The sequence below is a fragment of the Streptomyces sp. NPDC050388 genome (genome assembly GCF_040655635.1).
GTDB lineage: Bacteria > Actinomycetota > Actinomycetes > Streptomycetales > Streptomycetaceae > Streptomyces.
Window position 1 is genome coordinate 62,193 of record NZ_JBFAKH010000026.1, and the last position, 18,825, is coordinate 81,017.

Sequence of the window (18,825 nt, forward strand, 5' to 3'; positions counted from 1 at the left end):
TTCAGAGCCACGTCGAACAGGACGGATCAGGAGCCGCCGTTGATCTTGGCCTCGGTGATCGCACCGTCTGCGACACCCCACTTCTCCACGATCTTCGTGTACTCGCCGCTGTCGATGACTGCCTGGACGGCCGCCTGCAGGGCGTCCCGCAGCTCGGTGTTGTCCTTGGCGACGGCGATGCCGTACGGGCCCGCCTCGACCTGGTCGCCGACGATCTCGAAGTACTTGCCCCCGCCGGAGTTCTTCACGGAGTACGCGGCGATCGGGAAGTCGGCGGAGACGACGTTCGCGCCCTTGGAGCGCATCCGGGTCTCGGCTTCGGGGTTGGTCGCGAAGTCCTCGATCTTCAGAGCCTTCTTGCCGGCCTTCTCGCACTTCTGCGCCTGCTCCTTGGCGAGGTCGTGGGAGAAGGTGTTGCGCTGGACCGCCATGGTCTTGCCGCACAGGTCGTCCCAGGTCTTGATGCCCTGGTCGTCGCCCTTGTTGGTGTAGAGCGAGACGCCCGCGGTGAAGTAGTCGACGAAGTCGACGCCGGCGCCGACCTTCTTGCCGGTGTCGGCGTCGATGCCCTCCTGCCGCTCCTTGGTGTCGGTCATGGCCGACATCGCGATGTCGTAACGCTTGGACGCGAGACCGCCGATCAGGGTGTCGAACGTGCCGTTCTGGAACTCGAACGTCACCCCGAGCTGCTTGCCCATGGCGGCCGCGAGGTCAGGGTCGATGCCGACCACCTTGCCGGAGTCGTCCTTGAACTCGACCGGGGCGTACGCGATGTCCGAACCGACCTTGATGACGCCCTTGTCGCGGATCGACTGGGGGAGCTTGTCGGCCAGCGGGGCGGCGCTCGTCGACGCGGTGTCGCTGCTGCCCGAGCCGTTGTCCTTGGTCTGGTCACCGCAGCCGGTGATGAGCAGAGTGCCTGCGACCGCGATCGCGCCGACCGCTGCCAGTCGGGACTTGGCGGCGGGGGTACGACGGGTGGTGCGTGCGGCCATGGTGGTTCCTCCGGCGGATGAGTGGAATGCCGATGGGTTCGGCCACTGCCGATGGGGACCGGCAGTGCCGCGGTCGCCGAGAGCACATGGCTTCGAATGTCGCGACCTCGTGTGATTACCGCATCTTGCCATTCGGGCTGCTCCATCCAGTGGGCTTGCCATGTCAAAATCGGGTAACGGGTGGCGCTCGAACCGCACTGATTCGTTCCATCACGACCGGACGGTCTGCGGGAATGCTCCGTTCCAGCCGGAAGATCTCCGGTTCAGGGTGGGGTATCGGTCGCCCGGCCATGGCATTTGCCGGGTCTCGAGCGTTTGTCAAGTGTTTGTCGTGGGCTTGTCCTGAAATTGGTCGATGAGTCCCGGCGTCCGCATGTGACCTTTGCGTTATGGACTCGTCGCCGAAGGCGTCAGTCCGGTAAGAAGGTGCTTTACACCCCTCATCCGGGGATCCAGGGCGCGTGTGCGGCGCGCCCGTCGTGTCTGTGCCCGACGTGTCAACCCACCGGGCCCGGCGCGGTCCCGCCCGCTCCTCACCCGGAGCGGTAACCCTCAAACCAAGAACGATTAAGGGGTCAACCAAGTGGCAGCGGAGATTGTCAATCCTCGCAGCGACAGCGAAAGCCGGAACGGTCACACGGAACAGGACGGCGGGGCCGAGCCCCTCGACTCCATCGACCCGGCATTCGCGCTGCACCGCGGCGGCAAGATGGCTGTGCAGGCCACCGTGCCGCTCCGTGACAGGGACGATCTGTCCCTGGCGTACACGCCCGGCGTCGCGAAGGTGTGCAGCGCGATCGCCGAGCAACCGGAACTCGTCCACGACTACACCTGGAAGTCCTCGGTCGTCGCCGTCGTCACCGACGGTACGGCCGTGCTGGGACTCGGTGACATCGGCCCTGAGGCCTCCCTCCCCGTGATGGAGGGCAAGGCGATCCTCTTCAAACAGTTCGGCGGTGTGGACGCGGTTCCGCTCGCGCTGAACACCACCGACGTGGACGAGATCGTCGAGACCGTGGTCCGGCTCGCTCCGTCCTTCGGCGGGGTGAACCTGGAGGACATCTCGGCGCCCCGCTGCTTCGAGGTCGAGCGGCGGCTGCAGGAGCAGCTGGACATCCCGGTCTTCCACGACGACCAGCACGGCACGGCGATCGTGTCGCTGGCGGCGCTGCGCAACGCGGCGCGGCTGAGCGGGCGGGCGCTGGGCGATCTGCGGGCCGTGATCTCGGGCGCCGGCGCGGCCGGTGTCGCGATCGCCAAGATGCTGGTCGAAGCCGGGATCGGCGATGTCGCGGTGACCGACCGCAAGGGTGTCGTCTCGCGCGAGCGTGACGACCTCACGCCGATCAAGCGGGAAGTGGCGGCGTTCACGAACAAGGCAGGCATCTCCGGTTCGCTGGAGACCGCGCTGGACGGGGCCGACGTCTTCATCGGCGTCTCCGGCGGCACGGTGCCGGAGTCGGCGGTGGCGTCGATGGCGAAGGGCGCCTTCGTCTTCGCCATGGCCAACCCCGACCCCGAAGTGCACCCGGAGGTCGCGCACAAGTACGCGGCGGTCGTGGCCACCGGGCGGTCGGACTTCCCGAACCAGATCAACAACGTGCTGGCGTTCCCGGGAATCTTCGCGGGGGCGCTGCAGGTGCGTGCCTCGCGGATCACCGAGGGGATGAAGCTGGCGGCGGCCGAGGCGCTGGCCTCGGTGGTGGGGGACGACCTCTCCGCCGACTACGTCATTCCGTCCCCGTTCGACGAGCGGGTCGCTCCGGCGGTGACCGCGGCGGTGGCCGCTGCCGCCCGCGCGGAGGGCGTCGCCCGGCGCTGAGGCGCGCGGAGCTGTGTTGGCCCCGTCCTCGGGTGGACGGGGCCGACTGCTTTTCCCGGCGGCCGGGCACACCGCGCGCGTCGGGCGCCGGGAGGCGGGCGGGGTCTCCGGGGTGCGGTGCGGTGTGGTGGCAAGAAGGTGTGTCTCACAGCGCCGCGTTGTTCCGTCGGGGGGACGGGCGGCCTATCGTCAAGGTCATGTTCGCTGTCTACGCCGCCCGAATCGACCGTGACCAGCCGCTTTCCGGTCTGGAGCTGGGGGAGCGTCCGGCTCCCGAAGCCCGTCCCGGCTGGAGCACCGTGACCGTGAAGGCCGCCTCCCTCAACCATCATGACCTGTGGTCCCTGCGGGGCGTGGGCCTCGCGGAGGACAAGCTGCCCATGATCCTCGGCTGCGACGCCGCCGGCATCGACGAGGACGGCAACGAGGTCGTCCTGCACTCCGTGATCGGACAGACCGGCCACGGAGTGGGCCCGAACGAACCCCGGTCGATCCTGACGGAGCGTTATCCCGGCACCTTCGCCGAGCAGGTCGCCGTGCCCACCTGGAACGTCCTGCCCAAGCCGAGGGAACTGTCCTTCGAGGAGGCGGCCTGCCTGCCCACGGCCTGGCTGACCGCGTACCGGATGCTGTTCACCAACGCCGGGGTGCGGCCCGGTGACTCCGTCCTGGTGCAGGGGGCCGGCGGAGGCGTCGCCACCGCCGCGATCGTGCTGGGGAAGGCCGCGGGACTGCGGGTCTTCGCCACCAGCCGGGACGAGGCGAAGCGGAAGCGGGCCGTGGAGCTGGGCGCGGTGGAGGCGCTGGAGCCCGGAGCCCGGCTGCCGCAGCGGGTCGACGCGGTCATCGAGACGGTGGGGGCCGCGACCTGGTCCCACTCGGTGAAGTCGCTGCGGCCCGGCGGCACGCTGGTGATCTCCGGCGCCACCAGTGGCGACCGGCCGTCGCACGCCGAGCTCACCCGGATCTTCTTCCTGGAGCTCAAGATCGTCGGATCGACGATGGGGACCAAGGACGAGCTGGAGGACCTGCTCGCCTTCTGCGCCGCCACCGGGGTGCGGCCCGTCATCGACGAGGTACTGCCCATGGACCGGGCGCGGGAAGGCTTCGAACGGATGGAGACGGGCGGGCAGTTCGGAAAGATCGTGCTCACGGCTCCGTAGGTGCGCGGCTCTCGGGGTGCGCGGTTCCTCTCCACGGCCGGTCCGGATTCCGGACCGGCCGTCGGAACCGATCACGGGGCCACCCACGAGTCCCTGACGGGGCCCTGTACGGGGGGCGGGTCAGGGTTTCGGGGCGCGCAGGAGGGCTCCGATGTGGGCTGCCGCCGTGGACAGGTGGCGACGGGCCTCGCGGAGCTGGCCCGGGGTGATCCCGTGGTCGCGGGTCGCGTCGCGGATGTCGTCCCGGAACCGGTCCAGCAGCCGGTCCAGGTCCCGCGCGGGGTCGCCGGTGGAGTCCGTGGCGCCCTCGTGCGCCCAGGCCGGGGTGTAGTCGGCCGGGAAGTCCTCCGGGGTCTGGGAGTAAGACGGTCCGGGCGCCGGGGTGTCGCTCTCCGTACCGGTGCGGCCGAAGCCGAAGTCCTTGCCGAACTCGCCCACTTCCTTGACCAGTTCACCCAGCCCCTCGCGCAGGCCGGTCGGCCAGTCGCCGCGTGAGAAGTGGTCCTGCATCTGCTCCTGCACCCGCCGGGCGATGCGCTGCACCTCCTCCTGGGCCTGGGCGGTGGCCCGGTCCTGGGCCTCCTTGGCCTGACGGCGGGCGCGCTGAGCCTCGTCACGGGCGCGGCGGCTCTCGTCCTTGGCGCGTCGGGCCTGCTCCTTCCACTCCTGCTTGGCGCGCCGCAGCTCCTCCTTGGCGGCCCGCCAGGCCTCCTTCTCGCCGAGGCCCGTGAAGTCTCCGGGGCCGGGTTCGGCTTCCGCCCCCGCGTCCCGCCCCTGGCGGGCCTGGCCGGCGGCGGCCCGCATCTCGCGGCGCAGGTCGCCGGCCGCGCCGCGGACATCGGCCTGTATCTCGGCGGCGAGTTCGGCGACCGACTCCCGGATCTCCAGCTCCAGATCGGCCAGCTCACCACTGCGGTCGGCCAGTTCGGCGCGGCCGGCGTCCGTGATGGAGTACACCTTGCGACCGCCCTCGGTGGCGTGGGTGACCAGGCCCTCCGCCTCCAGCTTGGCCAGGCGCGGGTAGACCGTGCCCGCCGACGGTGCGTACAGCCCCTGGAAGCGCTCCTCGAGGAGGCGGATCACCTCGTAGCCGTGACGCGGGGCCTCGTCCAGCAGCTTCAGCAGGTAGAGGCGGAGGCGTCCGTGAGCGAAGACGGGGGCCATGTCAGAGCACCTTCTTGTCGGTCGTGCCGTCAGTCGTGGTGTCGGCCGGTGCGTCCCACGGCTCGCTCTCCTCCTCGCGGGGCGGGCGGCGCAACAGGGCGATGGAACCGGAGACGGTGGTGGCCCGCAGTTTGCCGTTGCCCGCGCCCAGCCGACCGGTGATCTTGTGGGCGCCCCACTGGCCGTGCACCCGCAGGCCGTCGAAGGCGTTGGAGACGGCGCCGCTCGCCGTGTTGGCCTCGACCTCCGCGTCCGCCGGATCGGGCAGTCGGATCGCGATCTCCCCGGAGACGCTGGCCAGCCGGATGTCGGTGGGACCGTCGGGAGCGAGGTCCACGATCATGGAGCCGCTGACCGAGTCCGCCCGCACGGTGGACCCGGACCCGTCGACCACGGTGAGGTCCCCGGAGACCGAGTTGAACCGCAGGTCACCGGTGACGGACTGGGCCTCGACGTTCCCGGACACCGTGTCCGCGCGGACCGGGCCGGAGAGGGCGACCAGCGTCGTGTCGCCGGTGACTCCCCGCACCACCGACGGCCCTTTGACCCCGGAGACCACGGCCCCGGCACCGACCACCCCCACCTCGACCCGCGTCTGCGTCGGAACCGCCAGCGAGACCACCGCGCTGCGGTGCCGGCCCTTGCGGTCCAGCCACTTGAGGAAGTCCTTCCAGGGCAGGTCCTCGTAGGCCACCGTGAGGGTGCCGCCCTGCTGGGTGACCGTCAGGGGCGGTCCCTCGATCTCGGAGACCTCCAGGCGGGCGGGACCTTCGTCCGTGCCCACCACATTCACCGTTCCGTTGACGATGCGTACGTGGAGCTCGCTCACCGGCTCGTCGAACGTGAGCTTCGCGGGCTCTGAGACGGACCTTTCGGGCATGGTGGAACCTCCTGGGCCGGACTGCCTGACTAGCCGGACGGCGAGGCGACGGGACGGCCCACTGGGGATGGTGCCGGCGACGCGCACCCGGCACGCAAGAACCCCGACGCGCCATATCGCGTCTCACGTAATTCACGATATATCGCGGCCGGGGAAAGTCAAGACACTCGTTCTGGTGATCAGTCCTCATGCAGGAGGGGTGAACTGCCCTGGCGTGTGGCCGTGTCGACGGAGCGATCCCGGGCCGGAGGCCGGGGCCGGGAGTGGCGAGAGGAGCCGGGAGCGGGCGGGGACGCCCCGGTCGGCTCGTGGCGCCCTGCGCGACCGGATGTCCCCTGTTCGTCCACCCGGCTACCCGTTCACCTGTGTACTCGCCTACTCGTCGTCCTCGTCGTCGTCCAGCCGGGCCAGCCATGTCGCCAGGCGCTCCACCGGCACCTCGAAGTCGGGGTTGAGGTCGACGAACGTCCGCAACTGCTCGGCGAGCCACTCGAAGGTGACCTCCTCCTCGCCGCGCCGCTTCTCCAGTTCCTCGATGCCACGGTCCGTGAAGTACATGAGGACAAGGATATGTGCGCGCAAACGGGCCGGGCCGCACCCCCGAAGAGGGGGTGCGGCCCGGCCGGGAACGACCCGCGACGGCGTCGGTCAGGCGTCGAACACCTCACGCACCAGCTGCTCCTGCTCGGCCTGGTGCCGCTTCGCGGAACCGACGGCCGGGGACGAGCCGTGCGGACGCGAGATGCGACGCAGACGCTCGTCGTGCGGGACGTCGGCACCGACGGCCAGGTCGAGGTGGTCGATCAGGTTGAGCGCGATGAACGGCCAGGCGCCCTGGTTCGCCGGCTCCTCCTGGGCCCACAGGTACTTCTCGGCGTTCGGGTACTTCTTGATCTCCGCCTGGAGCTCGGCACCCGGCAACGGGTACAGGCGCTCGAGACGGATGATCGCCGTGTCCGTGATGCCGCGCTTCTTCCGCTCGGCGTCCAGGTCGTAGTAGACCTTGCCGGCGGTGAAGACGACCTTCTTGACCGCGGCCGGGTCGACCGAGTCGTCGCCGATGACCGGGCGGAACTGGCCCGTGGTGAACTCCTCCGCCTTCGAGGCCGCCGCCTTCAGGCGCAGCATCGACTTCGGGGTGAAGACGACCAGCGGCTTGTGGTGCGGGTTGTGCACCTGCCACCGCAGGAGGTGGAAGTAGTTCGACGGGACCGTCGGCATCGCGACCGTCATGTTGTTCTGCGCGCAGAGCTGCAGGAACCGCTCCGGGCGGCCCGAGGAGTGGTCCGGGCCCTGGCCCTCGTAGCCGTGCGGCAGGAGCAGGGTCACGCCGGAGGTCTGGTTCCACTTCTGCTCGGCCGACGAGATGAACTCGTCCACGACCGTCTGCGCTCCGTTGGCGAAGTCGCCGAACTGCGCCTCCCACATCACGAGTGCGTCGGGGCGGGCCAGCGAGTAGCCGTACTCGAAGCCCATCACCGCGTACTCGGAGAGCAGGGAGTTGTAGACGTTGTACCGGGCCTGGTCCTCGGACAGGTACATCAGCGGCGTGAACTCGGCACCCGTCTCGCGGTCGATGACGACCGCGTGGCGCTGGCCGAAGGTACCGCGCTGCGAGTCCTGGCCGGAGAGCCGGACCGGGACGCCCTCCAGGAGCAGCGAGCCGACCGCGAGGGTCTCGCCCATGCCCCAGTCGATCGTGCCGTCCTCGACCATCGCCGCCCGGCGCTGCAGCTGCGGCAGCAGGCGCGGGTGGATGGTGACGTGGTCGGGGATGTTGACCTGCGACTCGGCGATCCGCTTGACGACCTCGGAGGTGACCGCCGTGTTCACCGCCACCGGGAACTGGGCCTGCGGCTCCGAGGGCTCGGCGGCCGAGGGCTGGGACGCCGCCTCGCGGACCTCGGTGAAGACCTTCTCCAGCTGGCCCTGGTAGTCCTGCAGCGCCTGCTCGGCCTCTTCCAGGGTGATGTCGCCGCGACCGATGAGGGACTCGGTGTACAGCTTGCGCACCGAGCGCTTCTTGTCGATCAGGTCGTACATCAGCGGCTGCGTGAAGGCCGGGTTGTCCGACTCGTTGTGACCGCGGCGGCGGTAGCAGATGAGGTCGATCACCACGTCCTTGTTGAACGCCTGGCGGAACTCGAAGGCCAGCCGCGCGACGCGGACCACGGCCTCCGGGTCGTCGCCGTTCACGTGGAAGATCGGGGCCTCGATCATGCGGGCCACGTCCGTCGCGTACATCGACGAGCGCGAGGACTCGGGAGCGGCGGTGAAGCCGACCTGGTTGTTGATGACGACGTGGACCGTGCCGCCGGTGCGGTAGCCGCGCAGCTGCGACATGTTCAGGGTCTCGGCCACCACGCCCTGGCCCGCGAAGGCCGCGTCGCCGTGGATCACCACCGGCAGGACGGTGAAGTCCGTGCCGCCCTTGCCGATGATGTCCTGCTTGGCGCGCACGACGCCTTCCAGGACCGGGTCCACCGCCTCCAGGTGGGACGGGTTGGCGACCAGGGAGACCCTGATCTGCTCGCCGTCGAGACCGGTGAAGGTGCCCTCGGCGCCCAGGTGGTACTTCACGTCGCCGGAGCCGTGCATCGACTTCGGGTCGAGGTTGCCCTCGAACTCGCGGAAGATCTGCGCGTACGACTTGCCCACGACGTTGGCCAGCACGTTCAGCCGGCCGCGGTGGGCCATGCCGATGACGACCTCGTCGAGACGGGACTCGGCGGCCGAGTCCAGAACGGCGTCCAGCAGCGGGATGACGGACTCGCCGCCCTCCAGGGAGAAGCGCTTCTGGCCGACGTACTTGGTCTGCAGGAAGGTTTCGAACGCCTCCGCGGCGTTCAGCCGGCGCAGGATGCGCAGCTGCTCCTCGCGCTCCAGGTTGGAGTGCGTGCGCTCCACGCGGTCCTGGATCCACTTGCGCTGCTTCGGGTCCTGGATGTGCATGAACTCGATGCCGGTGGTGCGGCAGTACGAGTCGCGCAGCACACCCAGGATGTCGCGCAGCTTCATCAGGGTCTTGCCCGAGAAACCGCCGACCGCGAACTCGCGCTCCAGGTCCCAGAGGGTGAGCCCGTGCTCGGTGATGTCCAGGTCGGGGTGCTTGCGCTGGCGGTACTCCAGCGGGTCGGTGTCGGCCATGACGTGGCCGCGGACCCGGTAGGAGTGGATCAGCTCGAAGACGCGGGCGGCCTTCGTGACGTCGTCGTCGTGGGACGCGTCGATGTCCTTGAGCCAGCGGACCGGCTCGTAGGGGATGCGCAGCGCCTCGAAGATCTCGTCGTAGAAGTCGTTCTCGCCGAGGAGGAGGTTGGCGACCGCGCGCAGGAACTCGCCGGAGGCGGCACCCTGGATCACCCGGTGGTCGTAGGTCGACGTGAGCGTCATGACCTTCGAGATGCCGAGCTTGTTGAGGGTGTCCTGGCTGGTGCCCTGGAACTCGGCCGGGTAGTCCATGGAGCCGACGCCCAGGATCACCGACTGGTTCTGCATCAGGCGGGGCACGGAGTGGACGGTGCCCAGGCCGCCGGGGTTGGTCAGCGAGACGGTGACGCCGGTGAAGTCGTTCATCGTCAGCTTGTTGTCGCGGGCGCGACGGACGATGTCCTCGTAGGCCTGCCAGAACTCGAAGAAGTTCAGCGTCTCGGCCTTCTCGATGCCCGCGACGACCAGCTGGCGGTCGCCGTTCGGCTTGACCAGGTCGATGGCGAGGCCGAACTTGACGTGCTCCGGCTTCACCAGGGTGGGCTTGCCGTCCACCTTCGCGTAGTGCCAGTTCATCGACGGCATCGCCTTGATGGCCTGGACCATCGCGTAGCCGATGAGGTGCGTGAAGGAGATCTTCCCGCCGCGGGCACGCTTGAGGTGGTTGTTGATGACGATGCGGTTGTCGAACAGGAGCTTCACCGGGAGCGCGCGCACGGACGTGGCCGTGGGCACCTCCAGCGAGGCGTCCATGTTCTTCGCGACGGCCGCGGACGGGCCGCGCAGCGTCACCTGCTCGGGGCCCTGCTTGGCCTCGTCGGCGGTCGGAGCCTTGGCTGCCGGAGCCTTGGCTGCCGGCGCCTTCGCGGCGGCGGGCTTGGCGGGGGCGGCCTGGGCGGGGGCCGGGGCGGCCTTCGCCGGAGCGGGCACCTGCGCCGGTGCCTTGGCGGCCGGTGCCGCGGCGGGCTGCGGGGCGGAGGGCGGCGCGGGCGCGGCGGCGGGCGGGGCCGGAGTGGCCGGCGGAGCCGTCGTCGTGCCCGCGGTCCCCGTCGACGCGTTGCTCACCGGAGCAGAAGGCTGGGGCGCCCCCGGCTTGTAGTCGGCGAAGAAGTCCCACCAGGCCCGGTCGACCGAGTTCGGGTCCTGGAGGTACTGCTGGTAGATCTCGTCGACGAGCCATTCGTTGGCACCGAAGGCCGCAGCGGGGTTCTTGCCCGCTTGGTCGGTGTCGGTCGAGATGCTCGAGTTACTGGGGGACTGTGGCGACACGGCGTCAACCGCCCTCTTCCGCTTCACAAGATGATGGACAGCGGAAATTAAGGCTACGCCTCCAAGAGCAGGAAGGTCAGGTCGGGCCCGTTCAACGTCGCGTAAGTCACATCTCGGAGGGTGTTTCGGTGCGGGAAATGGCGGGAAACAAGCCTGGTTCCGCTTCTTCGGGCCGCATCAGTCATGCGTCGGGCACGCACCGGCCGCGACCCGGCGCACTCGCGACCCGGGTCTTTGCCTGATCACACGTGTCCGCCAGGGCGAACGCACGTGGATCTTGTGACTCTCCTTCGAACCTTACGTCAACCTGACGCGGGGGATGCCCCCGGAAGAGTGATAAGAATCCGGCAACCGCGCTCGGATTCGGCCACCCCGATCCGTCCGCCGTGGAGATCGACGGCCCAGCGGGCGATCGCCAGACCGAGACCGGTGCCGCCGTCGCTGCCCGGGCCGTGCGGCAGATTGACGCTGCCGCGGTTGAAGCGCTCGAAGACGCGGTGCCATTCGCTCCGCGGAATGCCGGGTCCCTCGTCCAGGATTTCCAGCCGCAGCGAATCCGGCTGCGTTCCGGGCCGTGCCCTGACCGTCACATGGCCGTGCGGCGGACTGTGCTTGACCGCGTTGTCGATGAGGTTGGCGACCACCTGGTGGATGCGCTCCGGGTCGACGTGCGCGGTGAGCTCCGGCGGCGAGACGTCGAGGCGCAGATAGACGTCCGTACGGGTGTGGCTGCCGGAGCCGGTGGCCATGCCCGCGCGCGCGGAGGCGACCATGTTGGCCTCCTTGAGCACGCCGGACAGATAGGGCCACACCTCGAACCGCTGCCGCTTCAGCGGGACGACACCGTTGTCCAGGCGGGACAGGTCGAGCAGCGTCTCCACCAGCCGACCGAGCCGTTCGGTCTGCTTCAGCGCCGTGCGCATCGTCTCGGGGTCGGCCTCGGTGACGCCGTCGACGATGTTCTCCAGCACCGCGCGCAGCCCCGCGATCGGGGTGCGCAGCTCGTGCGAGACGTTGGCCACCAGCTCCTTGCGCTGATGGTCCTGGGCCTCCAGCTCGTCGGCCATGACGTTGATGGTCTGGGCCAGGTCGCCCAGCTCGTCCCGGCGGTTCTCCCGCACCCGGCGGGTGTAGTCGCCGTGCGAGATGGACCGGGCCACGGCGTTCATGTCGTCCAGCGGCGCGGTGAGCGAGTGCGCCACGAACTGGGTGATGAGCAGCGTGGCGATCATCGAGAAGACCGTGATGAAGCGCAGCTCGGTCTTGGTGTGCACCGCGATCATGGAGAGACCGGTGGTGATCAGCACCGATATGACGACCAGCGCGCCCAGCTTGGTGTTGATCGAGAACGGGCGGACACCGCCCCGGGGACCGCGGTCCCCGGGGCCTCTCCGTGTGGCCGGCCGGTCGCTCACGGCGTCGGCGTCTCCAGGGCGTAGCCCACGCCGTGCACGGTACGGATGCGCTCGGCGCCGATCTTCCGGCGCAGCGCCTTGATGTGGCTGTCGACGGTACGGGTGCCGGAGGCGTCCGCCCAGTCCCAGACCTCGGCCAGCAGCTGCTCCCGGGAGAGCACCGCGCGGGGCGTGTTCGCCAGGCACACCAGCAGGTCGAACTCGGTGGGCGTCAGATGGACGTCCTCACTGCGCACCCGCACCCTGCGCTGCGCGTGGTCGATCTCCAGCTCGCCCAGGCGCAGGATGCCGCTGCGCGGTGTGGTGGCCGCCAGGGCCGCCCGCTCCATGCGGCGCAGCAGTACGTGCACGCGTGCCGCCAGTTCCCGCATGGAGAACGGCTTGGTCATGTAGTCGTCGGCGCCGACGCCCAGCCCGACCAGCATGTCGGTCTCGTCGTCGCGCGCGGTCAGCATCATGACCGGCACCGGCCGCTGGGCCTGCACGCGCCGGCAGACCTCCAGGCCGTCGAAGCCCGGCAGCATGATGTCGAGGATCAGCAGGTCGGGCTGCCATGCCTCCGCCGTGTCGACGGCGGACGGACCGTCGCCCGCCGTCTGCACCAGAAATCCCTCGGCGCGAAGGCGGGTCGCGATGGCGTCCACGATCGTCGCGTCGTCCTCGACCACCAGGACCCGGCGTTGTGCGCCCGGAGTGGTCGCCGCCGTGCCGTTGTGGGAGGTGTGTGTCTGCTCCATCGCCCGCCCCTGAAGTGTGCTTTCCGGAATCCGTGGGGTGATCCGTCCCTGCGCATGACTGCGATTGACGCTTGAATGATCGGCGCCAAGGCAGCAGCGTACGGGGAGTCACCGCGCCTTTGCTATCCAGGGCGGACGCCGAGGTGCACGACGTCCGGAACGCCCCGGGCAACCGGGACCTCTTCGGTACGCACCTGCTGGAACCCGGCATTACGCAAGGTTTCTTCGAAATTCGGAGACGGTTTGGCCGACCACACCGCGAGTACCCCGCCGGGCCTCAACACCCTTGCGCAGGCCAGGAGTCCGGTGGGGGAGTAGAGCCCTTCGTTGTCCTCGGTGACGGTCCAGTCGGGCCCGTTGTCGATGTCGAGGCAGAGCGCGTCGAACGTGTCGGACGTCTCATTGACGTACGCCACCAGGTCGGTCTCGACGATCGCCGTGCGGGGGTCGGCGAGGGCGCGCGCGGAGATCGCCGAGAACGCGGGCAGCGGGCCCGCCCGGTGCCAGTCGATGACGGCGGGTTCGCGCTCCACCACGGTGATGCGCCCCCAGCGGGGCTGGGCGGCGGCGTGGGCGAGCGAGAAACCGACGCCGAGTCCGCCGATGAGGACGTGCGGGCCCGGCCGCGGGCCGTGTCCCGCGAGGGTGTCGGCGGCATCGAGTGCGGCCAGGGCGGCGTCGATCAGTCGCCGCTCCGAACGGCCGTCGGAGGTGTCCATCAGGAAGCAGCCGTTCGCGATGATCTGCAGCAGGCTGCCGTGCCGGCGGAGCACCACCTCCCCGTACGGGCCCTCGCGGCGGTCCAGGACTTCGGGAATGTCGTACGGGGTGGTCATGCGTTCATCCTGGCAGCACTTCCCGTTCGGCGGGCCGGGGGGCCGTGGGGCCGTGGGGCCGTGTCGTGCGGAGGTTCCTTTCTTCGCCCCCGCGAGTGATCGCTGAGAGCGAACGCGGCCCGGGGAACATTCGGTGGCTCACAAGCATTGAGTCGGCAGAACTCAACTTGACTGCCGAAGGGGAGATCATGGCTGCTGAGTCCACCTCGCTCGCCCTGCCTGTGCTGCCGCTCGACGACGAGGTCGTGCTGCCCGGGATGGTGGTTCCGCTGGACCTGAGCGACTCCGAGGTGCGCGCCGCGGTGGAGGCCGCCCAGGCCGCCGCCGCGTCCGCGCCGGGCAAGCCCCGGGTCCTGCTGGTGCCGCGTCTCGACGGGACCTACGCCGGTACCGGCGTCCTGGGCACGGTCGAGCAGGTCGGCAGGCTGGCCGACGGCGACCCGGGCGCCCTGATCCGGGGCCGGAGCCGCGTGCGGATCGGCGCCGGGACCACCGGGCCGGGCGCGGCGCTGTGGGTGGAGGGCACCCGGATCGAGGAGACCGTGCCGGAGCCCCTGCCCGGCCAGGTCGGCGAACTGGTCACGGAGTACAAGGCGCTCGCCACCGCCTGGCTGCGCAAGCGCGGCGCCTGGCAGGTCGTCGACCGGGTCCAGGCCATCGACGACGTCGCCGCCCTCGCCGACAACTCCGGTTACTCGCCCTTCCTGACCACCGAACAGAAGGTGGCGCTGCTGGAGACCGCCGACCCGGTGGCCCGGCTGAAGCTCGCCACCCAGCAGCTCCGCGACCACCTCGCGGAGCAGGACGTCGCCGAGTCCATCGCCAAGGACGTCCAGGACGGCGTCGACAAGCAGCAGCGCGAGTTCCTGCTGCGGCGCCAGCTGGAGGCCGTGCGCAAGGAACTGCGCGAGCTGAACGGAGAGCGCGGCAAGGACTCCGCCGAGGAGTCCGACGACTACCGGGCCCGCGTCGAGGCCGCGGACCTGCCGGAGAAGGTGCGCGAGGCCGCGCTCAAGGAGGTCGACAAGCTGGAGCGCTCCTCCGACCAGTCGCCCGAGGGATCGTGGATCCGCACCTGGCTCGACACGGTCCTGGAGATGCCGTGGAACGAACGGACCGATGACAGCGCCGCTTCGTACGACATCCGGGGCGCCCGGGCCGTGCTCGACGCGGAGCACGCGGGCCTGGAGGACGTGAAGGAACGCATCACCGAGTACCTGGCGGTGCGCAAGCGGCGCGCCGAGCGCGGACTCGGCGTGGTCGGGGGCCGCCGCGGCGGTGCCGTGCTCGCCCTGGTGGGACCGCCCGGCGTCGGCAAGACGAGCCTCGGCGAGTCCGTCGCCCACGCGATGGGCCGGAAGTTCGTCCGGGTCGCCCTCGGCGGTGTCCGCGACGAGGCCGAGATCCGCGGCCACCGGCGTACGTACGTCGGCGCGCTGCCCGGCCGGATCGTGCGGGCCGTCAAGGAGGCCGGGTCGATGAACCCGGTGGTGCTGCTCGACGAGATCGACAAGGTGGGCTCGGACTTCCGGGGCGACCCGTCCGCCGCCCTCCTCGAAGTGCTGGACCCGGCGCAGAACCACACCTTCCGGGACCACTACCTGGAGGTCGAGCTGGACCTCTCGGACGTCGTCTTCCTCGCCACCGCCAACGTCCTGGAGGCCATTCCGGAGGCACTGGCGGACCGGATGGAGATCGTCCGCCTGGACGGCTACACGGAGGACGAGAAGGTCGTCATCGCGCGCGACCACCTGCTCCCGCGTCAGCTGGAGCGGGCCGGGCTCGCCGCGGACGAGGTCGACCTCGACGACGGCGCGCTGCGCAAGCTGGCCGGCGAGTACACCCGCGAGGCGGGCGTGCGCACCCTGGAGCGGTCCATCGCGCGGCTGCTGCGCAAGGTCGCGGCCCAGCACGAACTGGGCGAGCGGGAGCTGCCGTTCACCGTCACGGAAAGCGATCTGCGAGGACTGATCGGCCGGCCGCACCACGTGCCCGAGTCCGCCCAGGACCCGGCCGAGCGCCGTACCGCCGTCCCCGGTGTCGCCACCGGGCTGGCGGTGACCGGCGCCGGCGGTGACGTCCTCTACGTGGAGGCGTCCCTGGCCGACCCGGAGACGGGCGCCGCCGGACTGACCCTGACCGGACAGCTGGGCGACGTGATGAAGGAGTCGGCGCAGATCGCGCTGAGCTTCCTGCGGTCGCACGGCGCCGAGCTGGAGCTGCCGGTGGCCGACCTGAAGGAACGGGGCGCGCACATCCACTTCCCGGCGGGTGCGGTGCCCAAGGACGGCCCCAGCGCCGGCGTCACGATGACCACGGCTTTGGCCTCGCTGCTCTCCGGGCGCCTGGTCCGTACGGATGTGGCGATGACCGGTGAGGTCTCGCTGACCGGGCGGGTGCTGCCGATCGGCGGGGTGAAGCAGAAGCTGCTCGCCGCGCACCGGGCGGGGATCACCACCGTGATCATCCCCAAGCGCAACGAGCCCGACCTGGACGACGTCCCCGCCGAGGTGCTGGACGGGCTCGACGTCCACGCCGTGACCGACGTCCGCCAGGTCCTGGAGCTGGCGCTCGCGCCGGCGGCCGACGGCGCGGCGCCGGAGGTTCCGGTGGCGGCTTGATCACCGTCCGCCGCCCGCCACCGGAAGGGCGACGGCCCGGGTCCCGTGAGGGAGGCCCGGGCCGTCACCGTGCGGGGCAGGGGCAGGGGCAGGGGCAGGGGCGGGCGCGAGGCGGTGGCGTCAGCCGAGCGCCAGCGCCCGCACCCGGTCGACCGTGCCGTTGAAGAGGTCGTGGTCCCCGACCGTCGGCCCGGTCGAGGTGTACTGCCACATCGTGTAGAAGTCCCAGCCCGCGGGCAGCTCACCCGCGGTGGAGGCGTACCGGGCGATCCACAGGGGATTGTCGGCGGCGAACCCGGCGTGGTTCCCGGTGCACTGCTTCCACCAGCTGGTCGCCGTGTAGATCACGGCGTGCCGGCCGGTGCGCTCCCGGTACCGGTCCAGGAAGTCGCGGATCCAGCTCACCATGGCGCTCTGCGACTTGCCGTAGCAGGTGTCCCCGTAGGGGTTCCACTCCATGTCGAGCACGCCCGGCAGTGTCATGCCGTCGCGTGACCAGGCGCCGCCGTTGTCGACGAAGTAGTCGGCCTGGGCGGCGCCGCTCGTCCGGTCGGGGGTCGCGAAGTGGTACGCCCCGCGGATCATGCCGATGTCGTACGAACCGTTGTACTGCTGCGTGTAGTAGGGGTTCTTGTAGTACGTCCCCTCCGTGGCCTTCGCGTAGGCCCATCTGACCCCGCTGTTCCAGAGGGTCGACCAGGGCACGTCGCCCTGGTGGCTGGAGACGTCCACGCCCTCCGTCCAGGCGGTGCGATGGGTGGGCGCGCCGTCCTGGCCGTCATGGGCGACGACGCCCATGCCCATGTGGGCGGAGCCGCGCGGCGGGACGCCGGGGGCGGCCACCATGGCCGCGGGCGTCGCGCGGGGAAGCGCGAGGATCGCGAGCAGGACCGCCGTGACGGTCGTGAACGCGCGTAGACGGGTGAAGCCGGATCTGTGCACGGGCATGACGTGTCTCCGAGGAACTTGGTGCGAGCCCCTTGAGAAGGGGAAGCAAGGGAGGCGACGCACGCGGACCGCGACGTGCGCCCTGAGGGTCCCCGGGGCTCCCTGGGGATTCGGAAACCGCCGCCGGGCCGCGTCTGCGAAATACTTGCGGAGCCGTAGCGGCGTCGCCACTCGGCGGGAACACGGACGACCGGGAAAACCGAGGCAGGAACTGACGTGCACGAAGGCGGAAACGGCGGCGCAGAGGACACCTCGTCCGAGGCGCCCGCGAGCGGTGTGGACCAGCCCGGATTCCTCGCTCTGGAAAGGGAGTTGACGGTGCTGCTGCGCCGCGCCAGAGCCAGCCAGGGCGAGATGTCCCGCGAGGTCCATCCGGACCTGGAACCGTCCGCGTACGGTCTGCTCGTCCGTCTGGATGAGCGCGGCAAGCAGCGGGCCACCGAACTCGCCGCCTACATCGGCGTTGGCAAGGCGACGATGTCGCGTCAGCTGCACGCCCTGGAGGAACTCGGGCTCGTCACCCGCGAGCCGGACCCCGCCGACGGCCGCGCCTGGCTGGTCGCCCTCACCCCGGAGGGCCGGGACCGGATGAGCAGGGTCCGCGAGGCCCGCCGCGCGCGCTACGCCCGCCGCCTCGCCGACTGGGACACCGGCGAGGTCACGGAACTCGCCCGGCTGCTGCGCCAGCTGAACCGCGGGACGGACAGGTGACCGGAGCGCCGTTCGGGGCAACTCGGCACCGTCCGGGGGATGTACGGCCCCGTTCGGAGTAATCCGGGTGATCCGGATGATCCGGGTAATCGGAGTGGGCGGGGTGCCGTTCGCGGGAAGCGGGGCACCGTTCGGCGTACCGGAGCGATCGAGCCCGGCGGCGTACGGGGGAGCCCGGCGGCGTCCGGGTGAACGGGACGGCGTACGGGGAGTCAGAACTCCACGTACACCACCGTCGCGTCGTCGTGCGTCTTGCTCCGGCCCAGCGCCACCCGGTCCGTGTCCGCCCGCTCCAGGGCCCGTACGCGATCCACCAGCGCCCGCGGCCCCTCCTTGCGGACGAGGGCGAGACACTCCGTCCAGTCACCCTCGCGGAACTTCTCCACCCAGCGCGCGGCCCCGTCCGTCAGCGCGGCCAGGGCGCGCACCTCGGCACGCGGAAGGGTCCCGGTGACCGCGCGCGCCGCGACCGACGGATCGGCGGCCGCGGTGAAGAAGCCGCCCTCCTTGTTCCGCACCGTGGCGTCCACCAGTGCGTCCGTGGCCAGGGCCGAGCGGGGCAGCAGGGCCAGTCGGTCGTCCAGCAGCGGGGTGACCGCCCCGTCGGGGGACTCGACGAGCAGGACCGAGTCGGCCAGCACCAGGTACTCGACGGACTCCGGTGACCAGCGGGCCAGCACCACCGTCGCCTGAGGAGTGCGCGGGTGAGAAAGGTCACAGGTTTCGAGGTGTGCGTCGGCGGTACGCACAAGGGCCCGGGACAGCAGATCGGCCAGGGGGACATCCGGGAGTGAAACGGTCAGTTCGGCCAGTGCTCCGCCGAGCCGCGCGGTGAACCAGGGGACGGAGTGCCGACAGCCCGCCCCGTCCCGCGGGGGCGTGACGCCGTCCAGTACGACCAGTGAACCGCCCTGTCCGGAGGCCGGAAGTCCGACACTGGCGAAGTCCTCGTTGGGGCGGTCCGCGTCGCCGGGCTCCGAGGCGAGTTCAGTACGCATTCTTCCAGTCTGCACGAGGCCTCCACGAGGACCGCCGGAGGCCGGACATGTTCGCT

Annotated in this window: 14 protein-coding genes; 4 read left to right on the plus strand and 10 right to left on the minus strand. The window is 70.4% G+C overall.

Annotated elements, in window-relative coordinates; translation table 11 throughout:
- Window positions 1-26: 26 nt before the first annotated feature.
- On the minus strand, window positions 27-995 hold the full coding sequence (locus AB0I73_RS17315; protein ID WP_363038165.1) for an ABC transporter substrate-binding protein: 969 nt from the start codon (window positions 993-995) through the stop codon (window positions 27-29).
- Window positions 996-1,578: 583 nt separating this feature from the next.
- Here AB0I73_RS17315 and AB0I73_RS17320 point away from each other — a divergent pair.
- Together AB0I73_RS17320 and AB0I73_RS17325 are read left to right on the plus strand one after the other, a co-directional pair.
- Entirely contained in the window at window positions 1,579-2,817 is a 1,239-nt protein-coding gene (locus AB0I73_RS17320) for an NADP-dependent malic enzyme (RefSeq protein WP_363038167.1), read from the plus strand.
- A 197-nt stretch (window positions 2,818-3,014) separates the two neighbouring features.
- Window positions 3,015-3,980 carry a zinc-binding dehydrogenase gene (locus AB0I73_RS17325; protein WP_363038169.1) on the plus strand — a complete coding sequence of 322 codons (966 nt, stop codon included), beginning with the start codon at window positions 3,015-3,017 and terminating at the stop codon, window positions 3,978-3,980.
- A 120-nt stretch (window positions 3,981-4,100) separates the two neighbouring features.
- Here the strand turns inward: AB0I73_RS17325 and AB0I73_RS17330 are convergent, their stop codons facing one another.
- From AB0I73_RS17330 to AB0I73_RS17360, 7 genes are all read right to left on the minus strand, one after another.
- On the minus strand, window positions 4,101-5,144 hold the full coding sequence (locus AB0I73_RS17330; protein ID WP_363038171.1) for a helix-turn-helix transcriptional regulator: 1,044 nt from the start codon (window positions 5,142-5,144) through the stop codon (window positions 4,101-4,103).
- A gap of 1 nt (window position 5,145) precedes the next feature.
- Complete coding sequence (locus tag AB0I73_RS17335; RefSeq protein WP_363038173.1) at window positions 5,146-6,024, minus strand: DUF4097 family beta strand repeat-containing protein; 879 nt, start codon at window positions 6,022-6,024, stop codon at window positions 5,146-5,148.
- Between the two features lie 375 nt (window positions 6,025-6,399).
- A complete protein-coding gene (locus AB0I73_RS17340) occupies window positions 6,400-6,582 on the minus strand; it encodes a DUF6104 family protein (RefSeq protein ID WP_019058231.1) in 183 nt (60 codons plus the stop codon).
- A 90-nt stretch (window positions 6,583-6,672) separates the two neighbouring features.
- Window positions 6,673-10,503, minus strand: coding sequence for a multifunctional oxoglutarate decarboxylase/oxoglutarate dehydrogenase thiamine pyrophosphate-binding subunit/dihydrolipoyllysine-residue succinyltransferase subunit (locus AB0I73_RS17345; RefSeq protein ID WP_363038175.1), 3,831 nt, complete (start codon window positions 10,501-10,503; stop codon window positions 6,673-6,675).
- Window positions 10,504-10,805: 302 nt separating this feature from the next.
- A complete protein-coding gene (locus tag AB0I73_RS17350) occupies window positions 10,806-11,918 on the minus strand; it encodes a HAMP domain-containing sensor histidine kinase (protein WP_363038177.1) in 1,113 nt (370 codons plus the stop codon).
- The gene (locus AB0I73_RS17355) at window positions 11,915-12,655 is read right to left on the minus strand and encodes a response regulator transcription factor (protein WP_109378072.1); all 741 of its coding nucleotides are present in this window, start codon (window positions 12,653-12,655) and stop codon (window positions 11,915-11,917) included. Before AB0I73_RS17355 ends, AB0I73_RS17350 begins: the two co-directional genes overlap by 4 nt.
- Window positions 12,656-12,777: 122 nt before the next feature.
- On the minus strand, window positions 12,778-13,491 hold the full coding sequence (locus tag AB0I73_RS17360; protein WP_363038179.1) for a spermidine synthase: 714 nt from the start codon (window positions 13,489-13,491) through the stop codon (window positions 12,778-12,780).
- Between the two features lie 188 nt (window positions 13,492-13,679).
- On the opposite strand from AB0I73_RS17360, the gene lon reads away from it, so the two are divergent.
- Complete coding sequence (gene lon / locus AB0I73_RS17365) at window positions 13,680-16,112, plus strand: endopeptidase La (RefSeq protein ID WP_363038181.1); 2,433 nt, start codon at window positions 13,680-13,682, stop codon at window positions 16,110-16,112.
- Between the two features lie 120 nt (window positions 16,113-16,232).
- On the opposite strand, the gene AB0I73_RS17370 is transcribed toward lon, so the two are convergent.
- On the minus strand, window positions 16,233-17,060 hold the full coding sequence (locus AB0I73_RS17370; protein ID WP_363038183.1) for a lysozyme: 828 nt from the start codon (window positions 17,058-17,060) through the stop codon (window positions 16,233-16,235).
- 216 nt (window positions 17,061-17,276) lie between these two features.
- Between AB0I73_RS17370 and AB0I73_RS17375 the strand changes: the two genes are divergently transcribed.
- Window positions 17,277-17,771, plus strand: coding sequence for a MarR family transcriptional regulator (locus tag AB0I73_RS17375; protein WP_363038185.1), 495 nt, complete (start codon window positions 17,277-17,279; stop codon window positions 17,769-17,771).
- Between the two features lie 212 nt (window positions 17,772-17,983).
- Here the strand turns inward: AB0I73_RS17375 and AB0I73_RS17380 are convergent, their stop codons facing one another.
- Window positions 17,984-18,769, minus strand: a complete 786-nt coding sequence (locus AB0I73_RS17380; protein WP_363038187.1) for a protein phosphatase 2C domain-containing protein — start codon at window positions 18,767-18,769, stop codon at window positions 17,984-17,986.
- Window positions 18,770-18,825 lie beyond the last annotated feature (56 nt).